Origin of the sequence: Lysinibacillus sp. 1 U-2021 (assembly GCF_029916965.1) — a bacterium.
In the GTDB taxonomy this organism is placed as follows: Bacteria; Bacillota; Bacilli; order Bacillales_A; family Planococcaceae; genus Lysinibacillus; species Lysinibacillus capsici.
In genome coordinates, this window is sequence record NZ_CP123966.1 from 689689 (window position 1) to 710956 (window position 21268).

At 37.5% G+C, this 21268-nt stretch carries 20 protein-coding genes; 19 read left to right on the forward strand and 1 reads right to left on the reverse strand.

Annotated features, from left to right (window positions below):
- Positions 1 to 54: 54 nt before the first annotated feature.
- Positions 55 to 2244, forward strand: coding sequence for a YhgE/Pip domain-containing protein (locus tag QH639_RS03670; protein WP_237898677.1), 2190 nt, complete (start codon positions 55 to 57; stop codon positions 2242 to 2244).
- 397 nt (positions 2245 to 2641) lie between these two features.
- Here QH639_RS03670 and yhfH read toward each other — a convergent pair whose 3' ends face one another.
- A complete protein-coding gene (yhfH, locus tag QH639_RS03675; RefSeq protein WP_004230455.1) occupies positions 2642 to 2767 on the reverse strand; it encodes a protein YhfH in 126 nt (41 codons plus the stop codon).
- Between the two features lie 144 nt (positions 2768 to 2911).
- Between yhfH and lplA the strand changes: the two genes are divergently transcribed.
- The 18 genes from lplA to hisD all read left to right on the forward strand — a co-directional run bounded on the left by lplA (position 2912) and on the right by hisD (position 21268).
- Positions 2912 to 3904 carry a lipoate--protein ligase gene (gene lplA, locus QH639_RS03680; RefSeq protein ID WP_131521119.1) on the forward strand — a complete coding sequence of 331 codons (993 nt, stop codon included), beginning with the start codon at positions 2912 to 2914 and terminating at the stop codon, positions 3902 to 3904.
- Between the two features lie 100 nt (positions 3905 to 4004).
- A complete protein-coding gene (locus QH639_RS03685) occupies positions 4005 to 4709 on the forward strand; it encodes a response regulator transcription factor (protein ID WP_004230457.1) in 705 nt (234 codons plus the stop codon).
- Positions 4709 to 5692, forward strand: coding sequence for a sensor histidine kinase (locus QH639_RS03690; RefSeq protein WP_237898676.1), 984 nt, complete (start codon positions 4709 to 4711; stop codon positions 5690 to 5692). Before QH639_RS03685 ends, QH639_RS03690 begins: the two co-directional genes overlap by 1 nt.
- Before the next feature lie 11 nt (positions 5693 to 5703).
- Positions 5704 to 6129, forward strand: coding sequence for a hypothetical protein (locus tag QH639_RS03695; protein WP_131521121.1), 426 nt, complete (start codon positions 5704 to 5706; stop codon positions 6127 to 6129).
- Between the two features lie 12 nt (positions 6130 to 6141).
- Positions 6142 to 6918 (forward strand): ABC transporter ATP-binding protein, encoded by a 777-nt coding sequence (locus QH639_RS03700; protein ID WP_004230460.1) that lies wholly within the window; start codon positions 6142 to 6144, stop codon positions 6916 to 6918.
- Positions 6890 to 8824 carry an FtsX-like permease family protein gene (locus QH639_RS03705; protein WP_131521122.1) on the forward strand — a complete coding sequence of 645 codons (1935 nt, stop codon included), beginning with the start codon at positions 6890 to 6892 and terminating at the stop codon, positions 8822 to 8824. Before QH639_RS03700 ends, QH639_RS03705 begins: the two co-directional genes overlap by 29 nt.
- A 142-nt stretch (positions 8825 to 8966) precedes the next feature.
- The gene (locus QH639_RS03710; protein WP_131521123.1) at positions 8967 to 10514 is read left to right on the forward strand and encodes a fatty acid--CoA ligase family protein; all 1548 of its coding nucleotides are present in this window, start codon (positions 8967 to 8969) and stop codon (positions 10512 to 10514) included.
- A gap of 249 nt (positions 10515 to 10763) precedes the next feature.
- The gene (locus tag QH639_RS03715) at positions 10764 to 11411 is read left to right on the forward strand and encodes a VTT domain-containing protein (RefSeq protein ID WP_004227966.1); all 648 of its coding nucleotides are present in this window, start codon (positions 10764 to 10766) and stop codon (positions 11409 to 11411) included.
- 164 nt (positions 11412 to 11575) lie between these two features.
- Positions 11576 to 12805 carry an EAL and HDOD domain-containing protein gene (locus tag QH639_RS03720; RefSeq protein WP_131521238.1) on the forward strand — a complete coding sequence of 410 codons (1230 nt, stop codon included), beginning with the start codon at positions 11576 to 11578 and terminating at the stop codon, positions 12803 to 12805.
- A gap of 164 nt (positions 12806 to 12969) precedes the next feature.
- Positions 12970 to 13812 carry a YitT family protein gene (locus QH639_RS03725; protein ID WP_004227970.1) on the forward strand — a complete coding sequence of 281 codons (843 nt, stop codon included), beginning with the start codon at positions 12970 to 12972 and terminating at the stop codon, positions 13810 to 13812.
- Positions 13813 to 13860: 48 nt separating this feature from the next.
- Complete coding sequence (cccB, locus tag QH639_RS03730; RefSeq protein WP_048390832.1) at positions 13861 to 14184, forward strand: cytochrome c551; 324 nt, start codon at positions 13861 to 13863, stop codon at positions 14182 to 14184.
- Between the two features lie 142 nt (positions 14185 to 14326).
- Entirely contained in the window at positions 14327 to 15262 is a 936-nt protein-coding gene (gene hprK / locus QH639_RS03735; RefSeq protein WP_131521124.1) for an HPr(Ser) kinase/phosphatase, read from the forward strand.
- 43 nt (positions 15263 to 15305) lie between these two features.
- A complete protein-coding gene (gene lgt, locus QH639_RS03740; protein WP_259420082.1) occupies positions 15306 to 16127 on the forward strand; it encodes a prolipoprotein diacylglyceryl transferase in 822 nt (273 codons plus the stop codon).
- Positions 16128 to 16140: 13 nt separating this feature from the next.
- Positions 16141 to 16782: a pyrophosphatase PpaX gene (gene ppaX / locus QH639_RS03745; RefSeq protein ID WP_131521126.1), complete on the forward strand. Its 642-nt coding sequence runs from the start codon at positions 16141 to 16143 to the stop codon at positions 16780 to 16782.
- A gap of 5 nt (positions 16783 to 16787) precedes the next feature.
- Complete coding sequence (locus tag QH639_RS03750; RefSeq protein ID WP_054549572.1) at positions 16788 to 17330, forward strand: acyltransferase; 543 nt, start codon at positions 16788 to 16790, stop codon at positions 17328 to 17330.
- Between the two features lie 820 nt (positions 17331 to 18150).
- Positions 18151 to 19323 carry an ATP phosphoribosyltransferase regulatory subunit gene (locus QH639_RS03755; RefSeq protein WP_131521129.1) on the forward strand — a complete coding sequence of 391 codons (1173 nt, stop codon included), beginning with the start codon at positions 18151 to 18153 and terminating at the stop codon, positions 19321 to 19323.
- Positions 19316 to 19951, forward strand: a complete 636-nt coding sequence (gene hisG, locus QH639_RS03760; RefSeq protein ID WP_048390844.1) for an ATP phosphoribosyltransferase — start codon at positions 19316 to 19318, stop codon at positions 19949 to 19951. The genes QH639_RS03755 and hisG overlap by 8 nt, the downstream gene beginning before the upstream one ends.
- Before the next feature lie 42 nt (positions 19952 to 19993).
- Positions 19994 to 21268: a histidinol dehydrogenase gene (gene hisD, locus QH639_RS03765; protein WP_237898670.1), complete on the forward strand. Its 1275-nt coding sequence runs from the start codon at positions 19994 to 19996 to the stop codon at positions 21266 to 21268.

Consider the following 21268-nt stretch of genomic DNA (forward strand, 5'->3'; position numbering starts at 1 on the left):
TGAAAATGACCAAATGACGTTTTCGGTCAAATAGTTTAGGAGTGAGGATATTATATGATTAAAGCTGAGTGGCTAAAGATCTTTAAAACAAGAAAAATGCTTGTTTCAATCATTGCTGTATTATTTATTCCAGTAATGTATGCGGGTATGTTTTTATGGGCGTTTTGGGATCCGTATGCGGGGCTTCCTAATCTTCCAGTAGCAGTTGTTAATGAGGATACTGGTGCTGAGATGGATGGCGTTAAATTAGACTTAGGGGATACCTTGGTCGATAAATTGATAGATAGCGAGCAATTTAACTTTATAGAAGTTTCAAAAGATGAAGCTGAAAAAGGCTTAAATAGTCGTGATTATTATATGATTTTGGAAATTCCAACAAATTTCTCTGAACATGCAACAACACTATTAGATGACAAACCATCAAAATTAGTAATGAACTACATTCCAAACGAGGGATTGAACTTCCTTGGTGCTCAGATTGGTGAGACAGCAATGGATCGTGTACGCGCTGAAGTAAATTCTCAAGTATCAGCGACGTATGCAGAAAAATTATTTGATTCCATTGCAACACTTGGAGATGGCTTTACAGAAGCAGCAGATGGCTCAAATAAGCTAGATGAGGGTGCACAAAAAGTAGCGAATGGTGCAAAAGATTTAAAAGGATATCTGGAGCAACTAGCATCGAGCACAGTTGAACTATCAAATGGTACTGATAAATTAACAAAAGGTGCGGGAGATGCGGCAAAAGGCGCGAATGACTTATCTAGTGGTTTAGTCAAACTACAAGATGGTACAGTTCAATTACAACAGGGTGCACAGCAAGCTGCAAATGGAGCAACGAGCCTTGAACAGGGGTTATCACAATATACACAGGGTGTTGCAAAAGTTGGAGCTGGTTTAACCACTTTAAACGACAAACAACAGCAAATTAGTACAGGTGCAGCATCTATTGCTGAGAACGCCGGTGCATTGAATGGTGCAGCAACCCAATTAACAGCGGGATCTGCAAAAGTAGAGGCAGGTATTACAGCCCTATCAAATCAATTACAAACGATGATGGCTTCAATGCCTGAAGAACAAGCAGCAGCGTTGACACAAACATTAGCGGAACTACAGGCAGGTAGTGCTAGTGTGCATAACGGTTTAACATCTTTATCAGCTGGTACAGAAAAATTACAAGCTGGTGCCAATCAAGTAAGCTCTGGTGCAACTCAAATTGCAGCAGGTCAAGCAGAAGTGCTAGCTGGTGCGAATGCATTAACAGCTAAAAGTAATGCTTTATTGGAAGGTGCAAAAGGTCTACAAGCAGGTAATGCTACATTAGCTGCAAAATTAGGGGAACTAAATGCAGGTGTGAATACAGCTGTAACAGGCTCTAAAACATTGGCATCTGGTTTAAATGAATTAGCGAATGGTACAACGACATTAAATCAAGGGACATCTACCCTTGCTTCAAAATCTGGTGAGCTAGCACAAGGTTCAGCAACACTTGCAGATGGTTCTACAGAACTTGCTGACGGTACGTCTACATTATCAGGCAAATTAGGTGAGGCAAGTGAAAAAGCAAATGAAGTCAAAGCAAATCAAGACACTTACGATATGGTAGGTAGTCCAGTTGAAGTTGAAAAAGAGTCTGTAAACCATGTTCCTAACTATGGTACAGGTTTTGCACCATACTTTATTTCTCTAGGTTTATTCGTAGGAGCATTATTAATTTCAATTGTGTTCCCACTTGTTGAACCTGCTATTCGTCCTAAAAACGGGGCATCTTGGTTTACAAGTAAAGTGACTGTACTAGCAGTCGTAGGTTTAGTGCAAACATTACTAACAGTAGTTATTGTCAAATGGGGTCTAGGACTCGAAGTGAATAACATGAGCTACTTTATTTTAACAGCCTTATTAACAAGCTATGTATTTTTAGCCTTAATTCAAATGCTTGTTTCGATCTTTGGTGACCCTGGTCGTTTCATGGCAATAGTTGTACTAATTTTACAATTAACAACAAGTGCAGGTACATTCCCATTAGAATTAATACCTTCACCATTACAAGTATTTAACAAGCTATTACCGATGACATATACAGTTCAAGCATTTAAATCAAGTATTTCTACTGGTGATACGACATTCTTAATGCAAAACTATGGTGTTCTAGCTGGTTTCTTAGTAGCATTCTTAGCAATCACATTTGGCTACTTCATGCTACTGCACAATAAACGTTACTCTAAAGTAGCTGAAGAGAACTAATCATGAAGCACTCACCGAATGTACGGTGAGTGCTTTGTTGTTCATTGGGGTTATGTAATAATTCTTCAGCCTCAAATGACATAAATAAAAACAAAGCAATCTATAGAAATTTTATGAAAAAGAGTATGATTCCATTGCGGCCATTTGTTTTTAAGTAGGCGAGCTGCTCCCTCTGGACGCTGGCAGAACGGAAATCCCCCTTTCCTTGCCAAAAGGTCTTTCTCTGCTAGTGATTGTCTTTTTCAAAAACATAAAAACAACAGCTGATATGAGCGTATCAGCTGTTGTTTTTTGTAAGTGTAAGAGATTTAATTAAGGGTTCATCAAAATATGATGAAAGGTGTCATGATTGCTACGTGTGGGGCACGTATATGACTATATCAGAATAGGCAAATGCTTATAGGTGGTTACATTTTTCACAAGTGTTGCTGTAGCATTCGCTTTGTTCTTCCATTTTTTCACCGCACTCAGTACATTGCTTAGCAGGTAAATTCTTGAAAAATTCAACTACGTTTTCTAACATTGTGGACTCCTCCTTTAAGTTCATCTGTACTATTACTGTTTTGATATTTTCTAGTGTATTATAACAGATGCTTTTCGTCAACACAAAATGCCTAATTTACGGTAAAATAAATATGGATATTTTGTGAAGGAGGAAACGTGAACTATGATTTTCGTTGATAATAAAGGGATCCATGATCCACGCATTAATCTTGCTATTGAGGAGTATTTGTTAAAAACAATGGACGTTGAGAAAGAGCCAGTGCTCCTTTTCTACATTAATCAACCGTCTATTATCATCGGTAAAAACCAAAATACGATTGAAGAAATCAATACAGACTATGTAGAGGACAATGGCATTATTGTTGTGCGCCGTCTTTCAGGTGGTGGTGCTGTTTATCATGATTTAGGCAATCTTAACTTCAGCTTTATTACAAATGATGATGGCGATAGCTTTATGAATTATAAAAAATTCACGCAACCAGTCGTTGACGCTCTAGCAAAAATGGGTGTGAATGCAGAGCTCTCAGGACGCAATGATATACTAGCAGAGGGACGTAAAGTTTCAGGAAATGCTCAGTTCTCTACAAAAGGACGTATGTTCAGCCATGGTACATTGATGTTTGATACAGAAATTGATGCGGTTGTCTCTGCCTTAAAGGTCAAAAAGGATAAAATCGAATCAAAAGGTATTAAATCGATTCGCTCACGAGTAGCAAACATTTCAGAGTTTTTAAAAGAGCAAATGACAGTTGAGGAATTCCGTCTTGAAATTTTGAAATCCATTTTTGGCGGGGAAGAAAATATTCGTTATTATGAGCTAACTGAAGATGATTGGGCAAATATCCACAAGCTATCAGAGGAACGCTATCAAACATGGGAGTGGAATTTTGGAAAATCACCACGCTTTAATATTCAAAAAACACATCGATTTCCAACAGGAGGCATTGATATTCGCCTAGAAGTAAATCATGGTGTGATGGAAGAAGCGCATATTTTTGGAGATTTCTTTGGCGTCGGTGATATGGCTGATATAGAACAGCGCTTAGTTGGGACAAACTATGACAGAGCGGCTATTGCTAAGGCATTAGCAGACATTGATATCCCTACATATTTTGGTGGCATTTCAACTGAGGACTTTTTACAATTAATTTATTAAGGAAAATACGGTTTCATGTAATGTTTTAGCCTAAAGGTTCGCTGACAATTATGTCGTCGAACCTTTTTTTGATACAATATAGAAAGAAAGGAGTGTTGATATGGAAAAGCATCGAATATTCATAGTTGAAGATGATGTCAAGATTGCATCATTACTAGCGGAAACGCTTAGAAAATATCAATACGAAGTTGCAACAATTCAAGAATTTGATCATCTTATAGAAGAATTTACAGCATTTAATCCACATATGGTGCTGCTTGATATAAATTTACCCGCTTACGATGGCTATTATTGGTGTCGCCAGCTACGTCAGCATACAACATGTCCGATAATTTTCATTTCTGCACGCTCAGGAGAAATGGACCAAATCTTTGCACTTGAAAATGGGGGCGACGATTTTATTACCAAGCCTTTTAACTACGAAATTGTGTTGGCTAAAATCCGTAGTCATCTACGCCGTACATATGGTGAATATGCAGCAAGGCAAGAAGAACGGACAATCAAGCAAGGACAGCTTGTACTTCATTTAGAAAGAATGGAGCTACATAAAAATGATTTAGAAATTCCACTTCAGAAAAAAGAATGTATCATCTTAGAGCTACTGATGGGCAATGCACCAAAAGTAGTTTCACGTGAGCAGTTGTTAGAGGAACTTTGGGACGATCAAGCATTTGTCGATGAAAACACTTTGAATGTGAATATGACCAGAGTTCGAAAAAAGTTAGCGGATTATCATATATCGTCAACAATCGAAACGGTACGTGGTGCAGGCTATCGATTCATTTTAAGTGCAGGTGAGCTATAGTGGGCTGGAAGCTTTTTTTACGTGATTATGCATCATTTATTGTGTTCCAGCTTTTATTAGTTGGCTTCATCATGGTTATCTATGGACTAGACGGTTTTCGAAATATTGATACGGCTATTTATTCCTTTTGTATTAGCCTTGTGCTATTAGCATCCTTTTTACTTGTTCGCTATTTAATGCGGCAACGCTACTTATTGAAGATAACTCAGCTTCCAACAGCAATGGAGGATGTGCTACAAAAAAACGCAAAAACGCCAGAAGCTATGCAAACCGAGAAGTATATGCATGAATTGTATCGACTTTATCAACATGAGCTGCATGCTTTATATGCAAGTCAAAAAAGGCATGATCAATTTATGAACCAGTGGGTCCATCAAATGAAAACACCTATTTCAGTGATTGAATTATTATTACAAGATGACCGACCTCTTGATAAAAAGAATGTTCAGGAGGAAATCGATCGCTTGCGAAGAGGATTGGACATGGTACTTGTTAATGCACGCCTAGAAAATTTTGAGGATGATATGCAAGTAGAGCGAGTTGCACTAAAAGGTATTGTAACTGCAACTGTTAATGAAAATAAACGTTTATTTATTACGAAAAGAGTTTTTCCGGAAATTCATATTGAGGACGATCTAATTGTTGCCAGTGATTCAAAATGGCTTCGTTTCATTCTTGGACAATTTATCACCAATGCAGTGAAATACACGTTTGAAGCCAATAAAAAAATTGTTATTTCTGCCATTGAAAAGGATGACTATGTACAACTTGCGATTTGTGATGAGGGTATTGGGATTCCAGCTTCCGATCTTTCACGTGTTACGAAAGCCTTTTTTACTGGTGAAAATGGGCGGAAAACAGGGGAATCAACTGGAATGGGCCTTTATTTAGCCAAAGAAATCTGTGAAAAGCTAGGCCATGAGCTGGCTATTACATCAGAGGTAGGAAAAGGGACGATTGTGACAGTAACATTTACAAATTAGGGGGCATTAGGATGGTAGAGGTACGTATAGAAAATTGGAAACTAACGATTGATAAGGAGAAAACAAATGCGCTTTATATGACACATCTGCAAGCGGGAGATCCATTAGCCTATCAAAATTTTATCCTGGCACATGAAAAGTTAGATGAAGAACTACTGCATTTTTCAAAGAGCCTTGGGTTAAACTTACAGCAACCAACATTATTGAATGCTTTTCCTGTAGACGGTCAACAGATTATGTATAGTGGATATTATACTGTATGTGGGGAAATTGTAGAGGGAGAAATGGATGCTTGGGATGTGATTATTGGGGAGCATTGCTTTAGTTTAGTAGAGGAAGAGTCAATACTGGCTTTAACAGAGCCTCATTTTCATATTGGTTTTGAGGTCGTTTTACAGTGGCTTTTACCTCAATCCTTAGAATTAATGAAGAAATAAGGTGAATGAAGTATGCCTATTTTACAAATTAAAGATGTGACTAAAGTGTACGAAGGTAAAGTAACACATCGTGCATTAAATCAATTGAGCTTTGACGTGGAAGAAGGCGAGTTTTTAGCTGTTATGGGCCCCTCAGGAAGCGGTAAAACGACATTACTGAATATTATTTCGACCATCGATGAACCAACTAGTGGGGAAATTATTTTAGATGGAATGAATCCACATAAATTGAATGCAACAGAGCTTGCCTATTTTAGAAGAAGACAGCTTGGCTTTGTGTTTCAGGATTTCAATCTTTTGCATATGCTGACCGTCGAGGAAAATATTGTGTTGCCCTTAACGTTAGATCAACAGCCGCTAGAGGTAATGGAGGAGCGTCTGGCAAGCATTGTAGAAAAGCTAGATTTAACTTCCTTCCTTCATAAACGTCCAAATGAAATATCTGGGGGACAGGCACAAAGAACAGCAATTGGTCGTGCGCTTATTCATAATCCTAGTCTCATTTTAGCGGACGAACCTACAGGTAATTTAGATTCAAATTCTTCACGTGATGTGCTTGAACTATTGACAAAGGTGAATCAGGATAAACAAACGACAATCGTGATGGTCACGCATGATCCAATTGCAGCAAGCTATTGTGATCGAGTGTTATTCATTAAAGATGGTGAATTTTTTAATGAAATTTATCGAGATGACCGCCGTCAGATGTTTTTCCAACGTATTTTAAATGTTTTAAGCTTACTAGGAGGAGGGCAAGTAGGTGACCTTTCGACAATTCGCTTACCGTAATGTCGTGCGGAACAGCCGGATATATGGCGCCTTCTTCATGGCAAGCTTTTTTTCTGTGGCTGTATTTTTTATCTATTCCATGCTGATGTTTCACCCTGATATTGAACGTGGGATATTAGGGGAGATGTCTCTCATTGGGATGGTGGGGGCTGAAATTGTTCTCGTCCTGTTTACATTATTCTTTTTATATTATTCCATGAGTGCCTTTTTAGAGGCCAGATCACATGAATTTGCTATTTTATTGCACTTGGGAATGGAAAAACGTCAGATGAATAAACTTGTCTTTTTAGAGACAATGATTATTGGAACAGGCTCCATTATTGTAGGGATTGTCTTTGGTTTCTCCTTTTCAAAATTCTTTTTTATGATTGTTCGGGAAATTTTACATTTAGAAGATTTACCACTCTATATTTCATGGGAGCCATTTTTATTAACGATTGGTGTTTTCACAAGTGCATTTTTCGTCATTTCCTTTATTAGTGTGTATTTTACACGAGAGAGAAAATTACGAGATCTTATAAAAGGCAGTGATTATTTAAATAGCTTAACAACGTATTCCAAAATACGAGCTTTCTATGGTATTGCTTTAATTGTAACGACGTATATTCTCGCGTTTGTTGTCGGACATACATCACTAATCGGGCTAACGCTGTTAATACCATTTTCCGCAACATTTGGCACCTATTATTTTTTCAGTGATTCTGTGCCTTGTTTTTTAGATTTAGCACGTGGGAAACGCAAATATCATTGGCAACGCTACCGTCTACTATCGCTAGCAGAACAAACGCATATAATGATGGATAACGTGAAAATGTTTTTCGTTGTGACGATGGTATCGACGCTTGCATTTTTATCTGTTGGTGTTTTAGCAACGATGTCCTCCTATACAACGCAATATGATCGATTAAATCCACTAGGGCTGGTTTATAAAGGGGATGTCGATAATCCATATGAACGGGAGCATATCAATTCTTTAAGGTTGCAATTAGAGGAGAAAGGTTTATCTTATCAGCTATCCCGTTTTATTGTTGTGAAGCAAACCTCCTCTTTCACTCGAAATGAAGTGGAGGTTTTTCGAGAGTCCGATATGAATGTTCTGCTTTCTTCCTACAGTTATCCATTACTGAATCTGGAAGCAGGTGAGGCAGTATTTATTCCTTATTCGGAGGATTCCCTAAAAAAATTAAAAGATCGAGTTGTGCATACTGTTTTAGAAGAAAATAATATACCGCTCACTATTGATAGTGTCTATCCAAAAATAGTGTTTCCAGGCTCTATTGTCAGTGTCAATTCGATTGTCATTAGTGATGAAGATTTCGCAAAGCTTATTCATCCAATTTCCGAGCAAGACATTATTCAACCAAGCTATCATCTGTTCACATTTGTTATTCCCCAATGGATGGAAACGAAGGAAATCGGTAAGGATATCGATTATCTAGAATCCAATTTATATTTTATTAAAAAGGATAAGTTTAGCCCTTTTTACTTTGAAAATGCAGGATTAAATTATTCTTATATACTAGCTACCTACTCATTATTTACATTAGTGGGTGTTTTAGTAGCCACTGTATTTTTACTTGCGGCTGGAAGCTTTATCTATTTTAAATTGCATACATCCCTCGAACGTGAAAAGCGTAAATTTGATGTATTAAAACGTATGGGTTTAACAGATACGGAGTTAAAAAAGCTAGTTAATCGCCATTTGTTTCCCCAATTCTTCTTACCTTGGGGTGTTGCGATGATGCATAGTGCCTTTGCTTTTCTAATGGTTCAAGGTATTTTAAGGGACATTGCGAATATATCGATTGTAAAAGAAGTATTCTTTGCTTTTGGCTTTTTTGTATTAATACAAGTGGTTTATTTTTATTTAATTCGATGGCGCTATATCTCCCATATTCGCTCATGAGGTAATGGTTTAAAGGAGAAAAAAATGAATTATTTAACGTAATTTATGACATGAGATAAAAAGTTTCATTGTTTTTTAGATATATTTCTTATATAATATTACTGAATAACGATTCATTTTATACGATAAGGGGATGGTGTAATTGAATTTAGTTTCACGTGTTCGTCAACAGGCAGCAGAACAACCTGAAAAAGTGGCGTATCATTTTATGGGGAAAGATACGACTTACGGGGAATTTGAGCATACAGTTGGCCGCTTTGCAAAGGGATTACAAGATTTAGGCGTTGAAAAAGGGGATCATGTGGCGTTTTTACTCGGCAACACGCCACACTACTTAATCGCTCTCTATGCAACAATGCGCTTAGGGGCAACAGCAATACCTGTTAATCCAATCTATACACCGGATGAAATTTCTTACATTTTGCATAATGGAGATGTAAAAGCAGTCATTGCTCTAGATATGTTGCTACCATTGGTTGAAAAAGGTGTACAAGCATTTCCACAGGTAAAAACATTTATAGTTTGTGAAACCACACCAGATATAGCAGAAAAAGTGGCAACTTTATCACCACAAGCACAAGAAAAAACACATTTATTTACACATGTAATCGCCAAAACCACTCAATCTTTACAACCTGTTGAAGTTGCAGAGGATGACAATGCTATTATTTTATATACTTCAGGAACTACAGGTAGTCCAAAGGGAGCTATGCTGACACATGGCAATGTGTACTCAAATGCACGTGATGTTGCGCATTATTTAGGCATTAATGCAGAGGACCGTGTTATTGCGACACTACCTGTTTTCCATGTATTTGCCTTAACGGTAGTGGTGAATGCGCCTTTATTAAGTGGAGCAACAGTTTTACTTGCCCCACGCTTTAGCCCTAGCGAAATTTTCGCTTTAGCACGAGAGCAAAAAGCAACGGTATTTGCTGGTGTTCCTACTATGTATAATTTCTTGTACCAATTACCTGAAGGCAATCCAGAGGATTTCTCAACAATTCGCTTAGCTATTTCAGGTGGTGCCTCCTTGCCTGTTGCGCTATTACATAATTTCGAACAGAAATTTAATGTGCGTGTGTCAGAGGGCTATGGCTTATCCGAAGCTTCACCAGTTACATGTTTTAACCCATTAGATCGTGATCGTAAAGCTGGTTCTATTGGAACATCCATTAGTAATGTCGAGAATAGAGTTGTCGATGTTAATGGTCAGGAAGTACCTGTGGGCGAAGTTGGAGAGCTAATTGTACGTGGTCCAAACGTGATGAAGGGATACTATAAAATGCCTGAAGAAACGGCGATGGCGATTCGTGACGGCTGGCTCTATACAGGAGATTTAGCAAAGGTAGATGAAGAAGGGTATTTTTACATTGTCGATCGTAAAAAGGATATGATTATTGTAGGGGGCTTTAATGTTTATCCTCGTGAAGTGGAGGAAGTGCTGTTTGCCCATAATAATATTGTAGAAGCAGCAGTGGTAGGCTTCCCAGACCCTAACTTAGGGGAAGCAGTACATGCCTATGTTGTGCTGAAAGAAGTAGCTGCTACTACAACAGATGATCTACTATCCTATTGTGCTAAACATATGGTGAAGTATAAGGTTCCGAAAGTAATTGAAATACTGGATGAACTACCAAAAAACACAACAGGAAAAATATTAAGACGTTCATTAAAAGAAAAAGTTTAAACGAGAAAAGCTACTATTGAAAAATGGTAGCTCTTTTTTTGTACATTATTCGTATAATAGTAAAATCAGTTGAGAGTAGATGACTGTAAGTGATAAAATCAAACTTGTGAAATCTTCTACATACTTTTCAAGAGCTTGTCATATAGTGAGGAAGTAATGTAAAAAGACGTACAAAACTGGAACCCTTTGAGGTGAAGCCACGTCAAAGCTTTTAGGTAAAAATACTATTGAAAGAGAGCATACAAAAACATGTTAGAACTCATTAAGGAGTTAATAAGTTTTATTGTGCATATCGATGTGCATTTAGAAGAAATTATTCGTGATTTTGGCAATTGGAGCTATCTTATTTTATTTGCGATTGTTTTTGTAGAAACAGGAGTTGTTATTTTCCCATTCTTACCTGGTGATTCCTTGTTATTTGCAAGTGGAACATTAGCTGCGGCAATGGGCGCATTCGATATGTGGATTTTAATCCCTGTATTTTTAGCTGCAGCTATTTTGGGAGATACGATGAACTATCATATTGGACATAAGGTAGGGACATCTATTCCGCCAAAGAGCCTCCTCGGTAGAGTTGTTAAAAAAGAGCGTATGGAAGCAGCTGAAAAATTCTTTAATACACATGGTGGGAAAACGATCGTAATCGCACGTTTCATGCCATTTATTCGTACATTTATCCCGTTTGTGGCGGGTGCAAGTAAAATGAAATATAGTTATTTCTTATTTTATAATATTTTTGGTGCAATTTTATGGGTATTCAGTTGTACATTATTAGGTTACTTCTTTGGGAATATTCCAATTATTAAAGATAACTTCTCAGTTGTACTAATTTTGATTATCATTATATCTGTTGTGCCTGCAGTGATTGGTGCAATAAAATCCAAAGTAGGTAAATAATATGGACAGTCCTTAAGTGATTATTATCACGGGGACTGTCCTTTCTTTTTTATTGGCTGAAAAAGCCAAGTTGGCCTGTTAAGTTAGCTTGAAGTATAAGCATCAGGTCGTAAAAAATGTTATACTATAAATTACTAGAAAATGGAGAAATGGGGGGCAATGGAATGGAAGTATTCATTGGCAGACAGCCTATATTTAATCTTCATGAGCAAGTCATTGCATATGAATTGTTATACCGTAGCAAAAATGTAAATGCCTTTCCACTGGTCGATTCAGATGCAGCAACGATTGATGTACTTGTGAACTCATTTCTTTCAATTGGTTTTGAAGAGGTAACGAAAGGTAAACCTGGTTTTGTTAATTTTACTGAAAACTTATTGATGAGCTCTATCCATGAATTTTTAAATCCCTCACAGGTAGTGATTGAGATATTAGAGGATGTTCCACTTACCGCTCAATTAGTGGAGCGTGTAATTGAGCTAAAAAAACATGGGTTTCAAATTGCCTTGGATGATTTTATGATGGATGATCAAGTAGAAGTTTATGATGAATTATTTGAACAAATTGATTATATTAAGGTGGATTTTTTAGCATCTTCCATTGTAAAAAGAATGGAAATCGAAAATAAAGTTAAGGAGAAATTTCCACATATTCAATTGCTCGCTGAAAAAGTAGAGACGCGTCATCAATTTGAAGTCGCTAAATCCTCAGGCTATGTGTTATTTCAGGGTTATTTTTTTGAACAACCGCAAATAATACGAGCAACAGACATTCCAGCAAATGCGATTCAATATATTCACATTATCTCTTTACTAAAAGAGGAAGAACCAAATATTCATTTGTTAGCGGAAAATATTGAACGTGATATTTCATTGACATACAAATTATTGCAAATGATTAATAACTCATCTAAACGTTCTAAATCTAAAGTGCGCTCCATCAAGCAAGCGATTGTGTTATTGGGCGTATCCAATTTACGAAAATGGATTTATTTATTGGCCATGCGTGAAATTGATATTGATGCTGATTCTGATCTTTTTAAAGAAGTGATGTGCACGTCTTTATTCCGAGCTAAGGTTTGTGAAAAACTAGCTAAGCTTGCTTATAAAAAGAATTTCTCAGAATATTTTTTAGTCGGCATGTTTTCTCTAATTGATACATTACTTCAAAGACCGATGAATGTTATTTTACAGCAGCTACCATTCTCAGAGGCTATTACGAATACCATTTTAGGCTTTGAAACGGAAATGACCCCATATTTGGAGTTTAGTATTGCGTTAAGTAAACTTGATTGGCTACGATTAGAAGAGCTAGCTGTACAGTTGAATATTCAGTTAGTTGACATTGATCTTTTATATTATGAAGCCATCGAATGGGCAGAAAAATCATTTTAAACCAAATCAACAAAAGCTATCTTATTGAATACTGTAAGATAGCTTATTTTATACCTTCCTCAATCTAGTATCCCTTCATCATGATGAAGTTCTCAATGCTAAAAGTATTTGCTATAATCATCTCGTCTTTAAAAAATTCTGATAGTTGAAGTGGGCGTGGGGAAATGAAACATGATGTGAGAGATAGCATTGTGGAGTATGTGTATGTCATTGTAGGAGCGGCAATAATTGCTATTGGTTTTAATGTCTTTTTATTACCAAATCAAGTCGCTTCAGGTGGGGTAAGTGGAATAAGTACGATTTTGCATGGTTTATTTGGTTGGAATCCGGGAATTGTTCAGTATGCATTTAACATTCCGCTTTTTATTGCTGGTGTTTTATTGTTGGGCAAAAAATTTGGAATAAAATCCTTTATTGGGACAATTACATTACCTTTTATCGTCTTATTAACGAATAGCTGGGAGCCCTGGACTGATAATCCTTTATTGGGTGCTCTTTTTGGTGGAATTGTTGTTGGCCTAGGAATAGGACTGGTCTTTAAGGGGAATGCTTCAACTGGTGGCACTGATTTACTGGCGCAAATCATTACGAAGTTTACAGGATTGTCGCTTGGAACAAGTGTGCTGTTAATAGATGGCGTTATCGCAATTAGTGCAGCAATTGTTTTTGACTTAGAAAAAGGTTTGTATGCTCTGATTGGACTTTATGTTACCACAAAAACGATTGATATTATTCAGCTAGGTTTTAGTCAGTCTAAAATGGTCTATATCATTACATTGAAACAAGATGAGGTAAGGGAAGCCATTTATGCTGAAATTAATCGTGGTGTAACGAAGTTACCAGCAATTGGAGGGTATACAGGAGAAGCACGACCAGTTCTGATGGTTGTTGTTTATCAAACAGAATTCACAAAGCTGAAACAACTCATTAAAAGCGTTGACCCATCAGCGTTTGTTATCGTTTCTGATGCATATGAGGTATTAGGAGAAGGTTTCAAACGTGCATAATTTTGGTATAATGGCGGCGTAAGGTATTTATTATGAGGAGGGGTACTAATGAAAAAAGCAATGTTAACATTAGTGTTCGGATCAGCAATCTTCTTAGCTGCATGTGGCGGCGGAGATAAAACTGCATCAAATAATGGTAATGAGACTGCTACAGAGCCAGATGGCGAAGCAATAGCGATGAAATCTTGTGTTACTTGTCATGGTGGCGAGCTACAAGGTGCAAATGGTCCAGCATTAAATGATGTAGGTTCACGTTTGTCTGAATCAGAAATTTTAGATATTATAAATAATGGTAAAAACGGCATGCCTGCAGGATTAGTAAAAGGTGCAGATGCTGAAGCTGTTGCTAAATGGTTAGCAACTCAAAAATAATTGCTTTTTAAAAACTAGCGGGCTGGAGAGCCGCTAGTTTTTTTAGTGCAAGTAAACGCTGTATTGAGAGTAAATACATTTCTTTTACACATAGACATGCTAAAATAAGATGAACCTTATCCATTGATTGGAGGCTTTTTCATTGGTCGTAGTATTAACAAGAGATGTTATGGAGAAATTTAAATTAGAGTTATTAGCTGGTGAAGAAGGAATAGGCAGGACAATTGTGACAAGTGATATCTCAAGACCAGGGCTTGAGATGGCAGGATACTTTACTCATTATCCAGCAAATCGAGTACAATTGCTTGGCAAGACTGAACTTTCCTTTTTTGAAATGCTCCCAGCGGATGTTAAGCTTGAGCGTATGCGTTTACTTTGTTCACAGGATACACCTGCTATTATTATTTCTAGAGATTTAGAAGTACCAGAGGAGCTTATTCAGGCCTCAAACGAAAAGCATGTACCTGTGTTTAAAACACATATGACAACAACCAAATTTTCGAGTAGATTGACGAACTACTTAGAGGGGCGCTTAGCTCCAATGACAGCAGCACATGGTGTACTTGTCGATGTGTATGGCATTGGTGTGCTTATAATCGGCAAAAGCGGCGTAGGTAAAAGTGAAACAGCACTTGAGCTTGTAAAAAAGGGCCATCGTTTAGTTGCTGATGATTGTGTTGAAATTCGTCAAGAATCAGAAAACCTATTAATTGGAAGCCCTCCACCTTTGTTAGAGCACTTATTGGAAATACGAGGCATCGGCATTATTGACATTATGACACTCTTTGGTGCAAGTGCAGTACGCCCCTATAAACGTATTACCCTCATCATTGAGCTCGAAATATGGGATCCACAAAAAGTTTATGATCGATTGGGCTTAGAAGAAGAAAAAATGAAAATAATTGATACGGAACTAACAAAACTAACAATTCCAGTAAGACCAGGACGCAATGTCTCCGTTATTATTGAAGTGGCAGCGATGAACTATCGTTTAAAGAAAATGGGCGTCAATGCGGCAGAGGAATTTTCAAGACGTTTAGATGAAGTGATTACATCAAATGATGTGTTAGACGATTAAAAAGCGAACAACATTGTTTATGACATATTGAGAGGAGTAGAAGATGGATTTATTACTATTGCAAATTGACCCGATTGCCTTTCATTTAGGACCAATTCCAGTTCGTTGGTATGGATTGCTAATTGTGTCGGGAATCATTTTAGCCTATATTGTTGGGCAAAGAGAGGCCGTTAAACGAGGTTTGCCTGATGATTTTCTTGCAGATTTATTATTATGGGCAGTTCCTATATCCATTATCTGTGCACGTATTTACTATGTGTCAATGCGATGGGATTACTATAGCGAAAATCCAGGCAAAATCATAGAGATATGGAATGGTGGTATTGCCATCCATGGTGCACTCATCGGGGCATTTGTCACAGCTTACATATATACTCGTATAAAAAATGTAAGCTTTTTACGAGTAGCAGATATTGCAGCACCTAGTATTTTAATCGGGCAGATTATTGGTCGATGGGGCAACTTTATGAACCAAGAGGCTTATGGTGGCGAGGTATCGAAAGCATTTTTAGAAAACCTAATGCTACCAGATTGGATTATTAATCAAATGTATATTGAAGAATTAGGTTCATATGTTCATCCCACTTTTTTATATGAATCGATTTGGAACCTGATTGGGCTTGTTATTTTATTAGCTTTGCGTAAAGTGAACTTACATCGTGGAGAAATATTCTTTAGCTATTTAATTTGGTATTCAATTGGTCGTTTCTATATCGAAGGAATGCGTACAGATAGCCTTTACTTAGTGGGAGATTTACGTTCAGCACAGGTTGTTTCCATTATTGGTATTGTAGTTGGTCTAGGTGCAATTATTTATCGTAGAATAAAGGTGAAACCAGCCGTAAAATACTTGGAAAATAAATAAGGGGTTGTAAAAGATGGCTGTAAAGGCACTACTATTTGATTTCGATGGGACTTTACTAAATACAAATGATTTAATCATTCAAACATTTATGCATGTATTAAATGAGCGATTTCCCGGGCAATATTCGCCAAAAGATTGCCTGAAATTCATTGGTCCATCATTGAAACAGACATTTAATGACATTGCACCAGGTGAAGAAGACGATTTGATAGAGATGTATCGCGCTTGGAATATCGCACACCATGATGACCTAGTCAGCCAATATCCTGATGTTGTGTCAACTCTAGAGCAGTTAAAAGCTCAAGGTATAAAATTGGCTATTGTTTCGACGAAACGTAATGAGACCATCGATCGTGGACTTGCTATTCTTGGTGCAACGCAGCTATTTGATGTGCGTATTGGTACAGATGATGTGAACAATGTGAAGCCTGATCCAGAGCCAGTATTGCTTGCGTTGGAACGATTAGGGATAGAAAAAGACTATGCGATTATGATTGGTGATAATTCGCACGATATTGAAGCTGGACATCGTGCTGGTGTAAGAGCAGCGGGTGTTGCTTGGGCAATTAAGGGAGAGGCTTACTTACAGCAGTATCAACCAGAATATATGTTGCAGCATATGTCAGATTTATTTGATATTGTGAAAGAGGGGTAAGGTAGATGGCGCGTAAAACCGAACGTTATCGTGTCGAAGGAGCCAATTCACTTTGGAACATCTATGACACGGTGTCCTTTTGGAAGGTGATGAAGTGTTTCATTGTCATTCAAATTGGACGCTTCACACCATTTTTACGTGTGAAAAACTGGCTATATCGTACTTTTTTAAACATGACTATTGGTAAGCAAACGTCATTAGCCTTAATGGTCATGCCAGATACCATGTTTCCTGAACGTATTTTCATTGGAGACAATACTGTGATTGGTTTTAATACAACCATTTTAGCGCATGAATATTTAATAGAGGAATATCGCTTGGGTGATGTTCATATCGGAAAAGAAGTAATGATAGGGGCAAATACAACTATTTTACCAGGTGTAACAATTGGTGATGGTGCCATTGTTTCAGCTGCCACTCTTGTACATAAGGATGTGCCAGCAGGCTGTTTAGCAGGGGGTAATCCAATGCGAATAATATATACTGCTGAACAAATGGCTGAGCGCAAACGTAATGAGGCTGTAGAGTGGTGTACACCAAAGAAATAATAAAAACTCACGTAGTATAGTGATATACTTCGTGAGTTTTTTGCATAAAAAGCTACTCCCAAAAACACTAGTTTTTGGAGTAGCTTTTACTGTTTAAGCAAGAGCTGCGTCATAATCTGATTTGAATTCACAAGTGTCATGATCACCTAAGCAAGTTGTTTCAACAAAAGTTGATTTAATTGCAGTCCCATCAATGTCTTCAATTGTGTGAAGTGTTACCTTGTCCCAGGATAAAACTCGCCTTTACAAATACTAACGATCATTTGCTCACTAATTTGTACGAATGGACATGCCATAATAAATCCCTCCAATGTGTAATGTATATGGTTCTTTTTGTTATTAATGCTATTCTATATTGAGTTTTTTGAAATGTAAAAAGTAAAATAGAATGAGAGTAATAATCAATAAATGTATTGATATAAAAGTATTGTTGATGATAATGAGATTGAGAATCATTTTAAGCGATTGGTTAAAAATAATTATATAGATATAATTATCGGGTTTCGATATTGAGAATACTCTATTGAAAACTCTTTATTTTTATCAATGATTTGTTAAGAGAGAATCATTATCAATTTTTAGCGAATACTTAAAGTGATTAAAAATTGGTTAGTCACAATTTGGACATATTCTCATAGTGATGCTTTTTTGGAAGTCTTTGCAATTCAATGTGTATAATTAACAGAATAATAAGTATTTAAAGATTTCGATAATTAATAAGGATATCGTTGACTGTCTTAATGAAATAAGTTAAAATTCTTTCATAATCTAATTCTCTAATACTCTAGTGAAATAAAGTAAAATGTGAGGAAGTGTCCATATGTCGTCGATAAAAATGTTTGAAAAGCCACTTGGAATGCGCGATACATTCCCGCAAATCTATGAGAAAGTTGAAGCAGTTAGACATGCGGGCAGAGACTTTTTATATAAAAGGGGTTATGAGTTTATTAAAACGCCTGCGGTGGAGTATTTCGATACAGTAGGGAAGGCTTCAGCGATTGCTGATGCTCATTTATTTAAGCTAGTGGATAGCCAAGGAAATACGTTAGTGCTGCGACCTGACATGACTACACCGATTGCTCGAGTAGCTACATCGAAACTATTAAAGGAAATGATCCCACTACGTCTTGCCTATTTTGCAAGCGTTTTTCGGGCTCAGGAAGCAGAGGGAGGCAGGCCTGCTGAGTTTGATCAAATGGGAATTGAGTTAATAGGTGATCAATCCGTTTTTGCCGATGCAGAAGTTATTGTAACGGCAATGGAGCTATTAAAGCATTTTAAATTGGAAGAGTTTAAAATCACAATTGGACATGCTGGTATATTAAATTGCATTTTACAAGATTACACAGAGAGTATCGAACAGCAAACAACGCTTAGAACATTGCTTGTCCAACGAAATTACGTAGGGTTTGAAGAAGCAGTAGAGTCATTTGATCTGCCTAAAGCTAAATCCGATGCCCTCTTACAATTTATTGAAGAAGCCATGAATGTCAGAGATATACGAGATATTGAAAAATATGTCCGCAAAAATGATGCATTAGAATATATGCAACAACTTGCTCAACTACTTGAAATGGCTGATTTAGCTGATTATGTAGCTTTCGATTTCACACTCTCGAGTCATATGAGTTATTACACGGGTATGCTATTTGAAGTATTTGCTGTGGGAAGTGGCTTTTTATTAGGAAATGGTGGTCGTTATGATGGCTTGTTAGAAGTTTTTGGTTCAAAGGTTGGTGCTACAGGATTTAGTATTCGTGTGGATCGTTTATTAGAAACATTAGATGGGCAGTCAGTGAAACGACAGGAAGCAACAGTTGTTCTTTTTGAAGAAGAACAATTTGAGGAAGCTTTACTAAAGGTTAAAAATTTACGAGCAGCAGGAAAATTAGCTACTTTGCAGTTACGTAGTAGTCTAGTCGATGAGGCGGCCTTTTTAGCGTACTTTACAGAAGTGGTGGTAGTTGGACAGGAGGAAGTTGGCGGTGAATGAATTAACGATTGCAATGCCCAAAGGAAGAATCTTTGAAGAGGCATATCAAATGTTGTTAGAGGCAGGTTTTAATTTACCAGAAGAAGTAGAAATGTCACGTAAATTAATGATTGAAATACCAGAGGAAAAAATTCGCTTTATTTTATCGAAGCCAATGGATGTTCCTGTCTATGTTGAACATGGTGTTGCTGATATTGGTATTGCTGGAAAGGATGTTCTGTTAGAGCAACAGCGAGAGGTGCACGAATTACTTGATTTGAAAATTAGTAATTGCTATATCGCTTCTGCAGGCCTACCAAACACCTCCATGAATGAGATTGCACCTAGAATTGCTACGAAATATCCGAATATTGCCATGAAGTACTACAAAGGCATTGGAGAGCAAGTGGAAATCATCGAGCTCAACGGCTCTATTGAATTAGCACCAATGATTGGCTTAGCTGATCGAATTGTCGATATTGTTTCTACAGGTCGTACATTAAAAGAGAACGGCTTAGTAGAATATGAATTTATTACTGCTGTCTCTTCGCGATTAATTGCAAACCCGGTAAGTTATCGTATGAAAGGTGAGCGTATTATTGATCTTGTGAGGCGATTAAAGAAATGTGTGAATGAGCAGAAAAAGTAATCATTTGTAGCTACATATGAAGGACTAAAGGGGATTAATCCTATGAAAATAACAAAGCTTGAAAAAGGCATTTCCTTAAAGAGACCACTTGAAGGAGGAAATGAGGAACAAATAAAAGTTGTACGACAAGTGCTTTCGGATGTTAAGACACAGGGAGATGTGGCGTTACGCACCTATACTGAGCGATGGGATGGCTATGTCCCTAACAGTTTACGTGTCTCTGAAGAAGAGATACAAGAAGCTGTAAGTGAACTCGACCCTCAACTATATAAGGACTTAGCGGAAGCAGCAGAAAATATTCGTTTTTATCATGAACAACAGATACGTTCAGGGTATCGCCTAGAACTGGGAGATGGTTCTTGGTTAGGCCAACGGGTAACGGCTTTAGATGCAGTAGGACTATATGTTCCAGGTGGTACAGCGGCCTACCCTTCATCGGTATTGATGAATGTGATACCAGCGCAGGTTGCAGGGGTGAAACGTATTGTTATTACCTCACCTGCAGGGCCGAATGGGAAACTACCAGCAGGTGTACTTGTGGCGGCTCACCTTTTAGGTATTGATGAGATTTATAAAGTTGGTGGGGCACAAGCAATAGCTGCACTTGCCTATGGCACGGAAACAATTTCCTCAGTCGATAAAATAACAGGTCCAGGAAATATTTATGTGGCACTTGCCAAACGTGAGGTATTTGGAGAAGTGGCCATTGATATGATTGCGGGACCGAGTGAAATTGCTGTGCTGGCTGATGACACAGCCTATCCTGATGAAATTGCTGCAGACCTTTTATCACAAGCAGAGCATGATCCACTAGCTTGTGCAATTCTTGTCACAACCTCAGAGCAATTAGCCAAAAAAGTAGGTGAGGAAGTAGAGAAGCAGCTGCTGAACTTACCGCGTCAAGAAGTAGCTCGTGCTTCCATAGAGAAATTTGGGGTAATTTATGTAGCTGAAACATTGGCAGATGCAGTGGAAGCCATTAATTCATTAGCACCGGAGCATTTAGAAATTGTGATGGAAAATGCGGAGGCGTTAGCTGAGCAAATAAGACATGCTGGTGGTATTTTTATAGGTCGGTATAGTTCTGAGCCAGTTGGTGATTATTTTGCAGGGACCAATCATGTACTACCAACCAATAGTACGGCTCGTTTTGCAAGTGGCTTAAATGTTGATGATTTTGTGAAAAAATCAAGTATTGTTTACTATAGTGAAAAAACCTGGAGAGACAATGCACCAAAAATTGCACGTTTAGCGCGTATGGAAGGCTTAGAGGGCCATGCTCGTGCAGTGGAATCACGTGGATGGGAGAAGGAATAG

Excerpts from the sequence above, each read along its gene's own strand:
- QH639_RS03670 (WP_237898677.1), top strand. The coding sequence starts at position 55 with ATGATTAAAGCTGAGTGGCTAAAGATCTTTAAAACAAGAAAAATGCTT.
- yhfH (WP_004230455.1), bottom strand. The coding sequence starts at position 2,767 with ATGTTAGAAAACGTAGTTGAATTTTTCAAGAATTTACCTGCTAAGCAA.
- lplA (WP_131521119.1), top strand. The coding sequence starts at position 2,912 with ATGATTTTCGTTGATAATAAAGGGATCCATGATCCACGCATTAATCTT.
- QH639_RS03685 (WP_004230457.1), top strand. The coding sequence starts at position 4,005 with ATGGAAAAGCATCGAATATTCATAGTTGAAGATGATGTCAAGATTGCA.
- QH639_RS03695 (WP_131521121.1), top strand. The coding sequence starts at position 5,704 with ATGGTAGAGGTACGTATAGAAAATTGGAAACTAACGATTGATAAGGAG.
- QH639_RS03700 (WP_004230460.1), top strand. The coding sequence starts at position 6,142 with ATGCCTATTTTACAAATTAAAGATGTGACTAAAGTGTACGAAGGTAAA.
- QH639_RS03715 (WP_004227966.1), top strand. The coding sequence starts at position 10,764 with ATGTTAGAACTCATTAAGGAGTTAATAAGTTTTATTGTGCATATCGAT.
- QH639_RS03720 (WP_131521238.1), top strand. The coding sequence starts at position 11,576 with ATGGAAGTATTCATTGGCAGACAGCCTATATTTAATCTTCATGAGCAA.
- QH639_RS03725 (WP_004227970.1), top strand. The coding sequence starts at position 12,970 with ATGAAACATGATGTGAGAGATAGCATTGTGGAGTATGTGTATGTCATT.
- cccB (WP_048390832.1), top strand. The coding sequence starts at position 13,861 with ATGAAAAAAGCAATGTTAACATTAGTGTTCGGATCAGCAATCTTCTTA.
- lgt (WP_259420082.1), top strand. The coding sequence starts at position 15,306 with ATGGATTTATTACTATTGCAAATTGACCCGATTGCCTTTCATTTAGGA.
- ppaX (WP_131521126.1), top strand. The coding sequence starts at position 16,141 with ATGGCTGTAAAGGCACTACTATTTGATTTCGATGGGACTTTACTAAAT.
- QH639_RS03750 (WP_054549572.1), top strand. The coding sequence starts at position 16,788 with ATGGCGCGTAAAACCGAACGTTATCGTGTCGAAGGAGCCAATTCACTT.
- QH639_RS03755 (WP_131521129.1), top strand. The coding sequence starts at position 18,151 with ATGTCGTCGATAAAAATGTTTGAAAAGCCACTTGGAATGCGCGATACA.
- hisD (WP_237898670.1), top strand. The coding sequence starts at position 19,994 with ATGAAAATAACAAAGCTTGAAAAAGGCATTTCCTTAAAGAGACCACTT.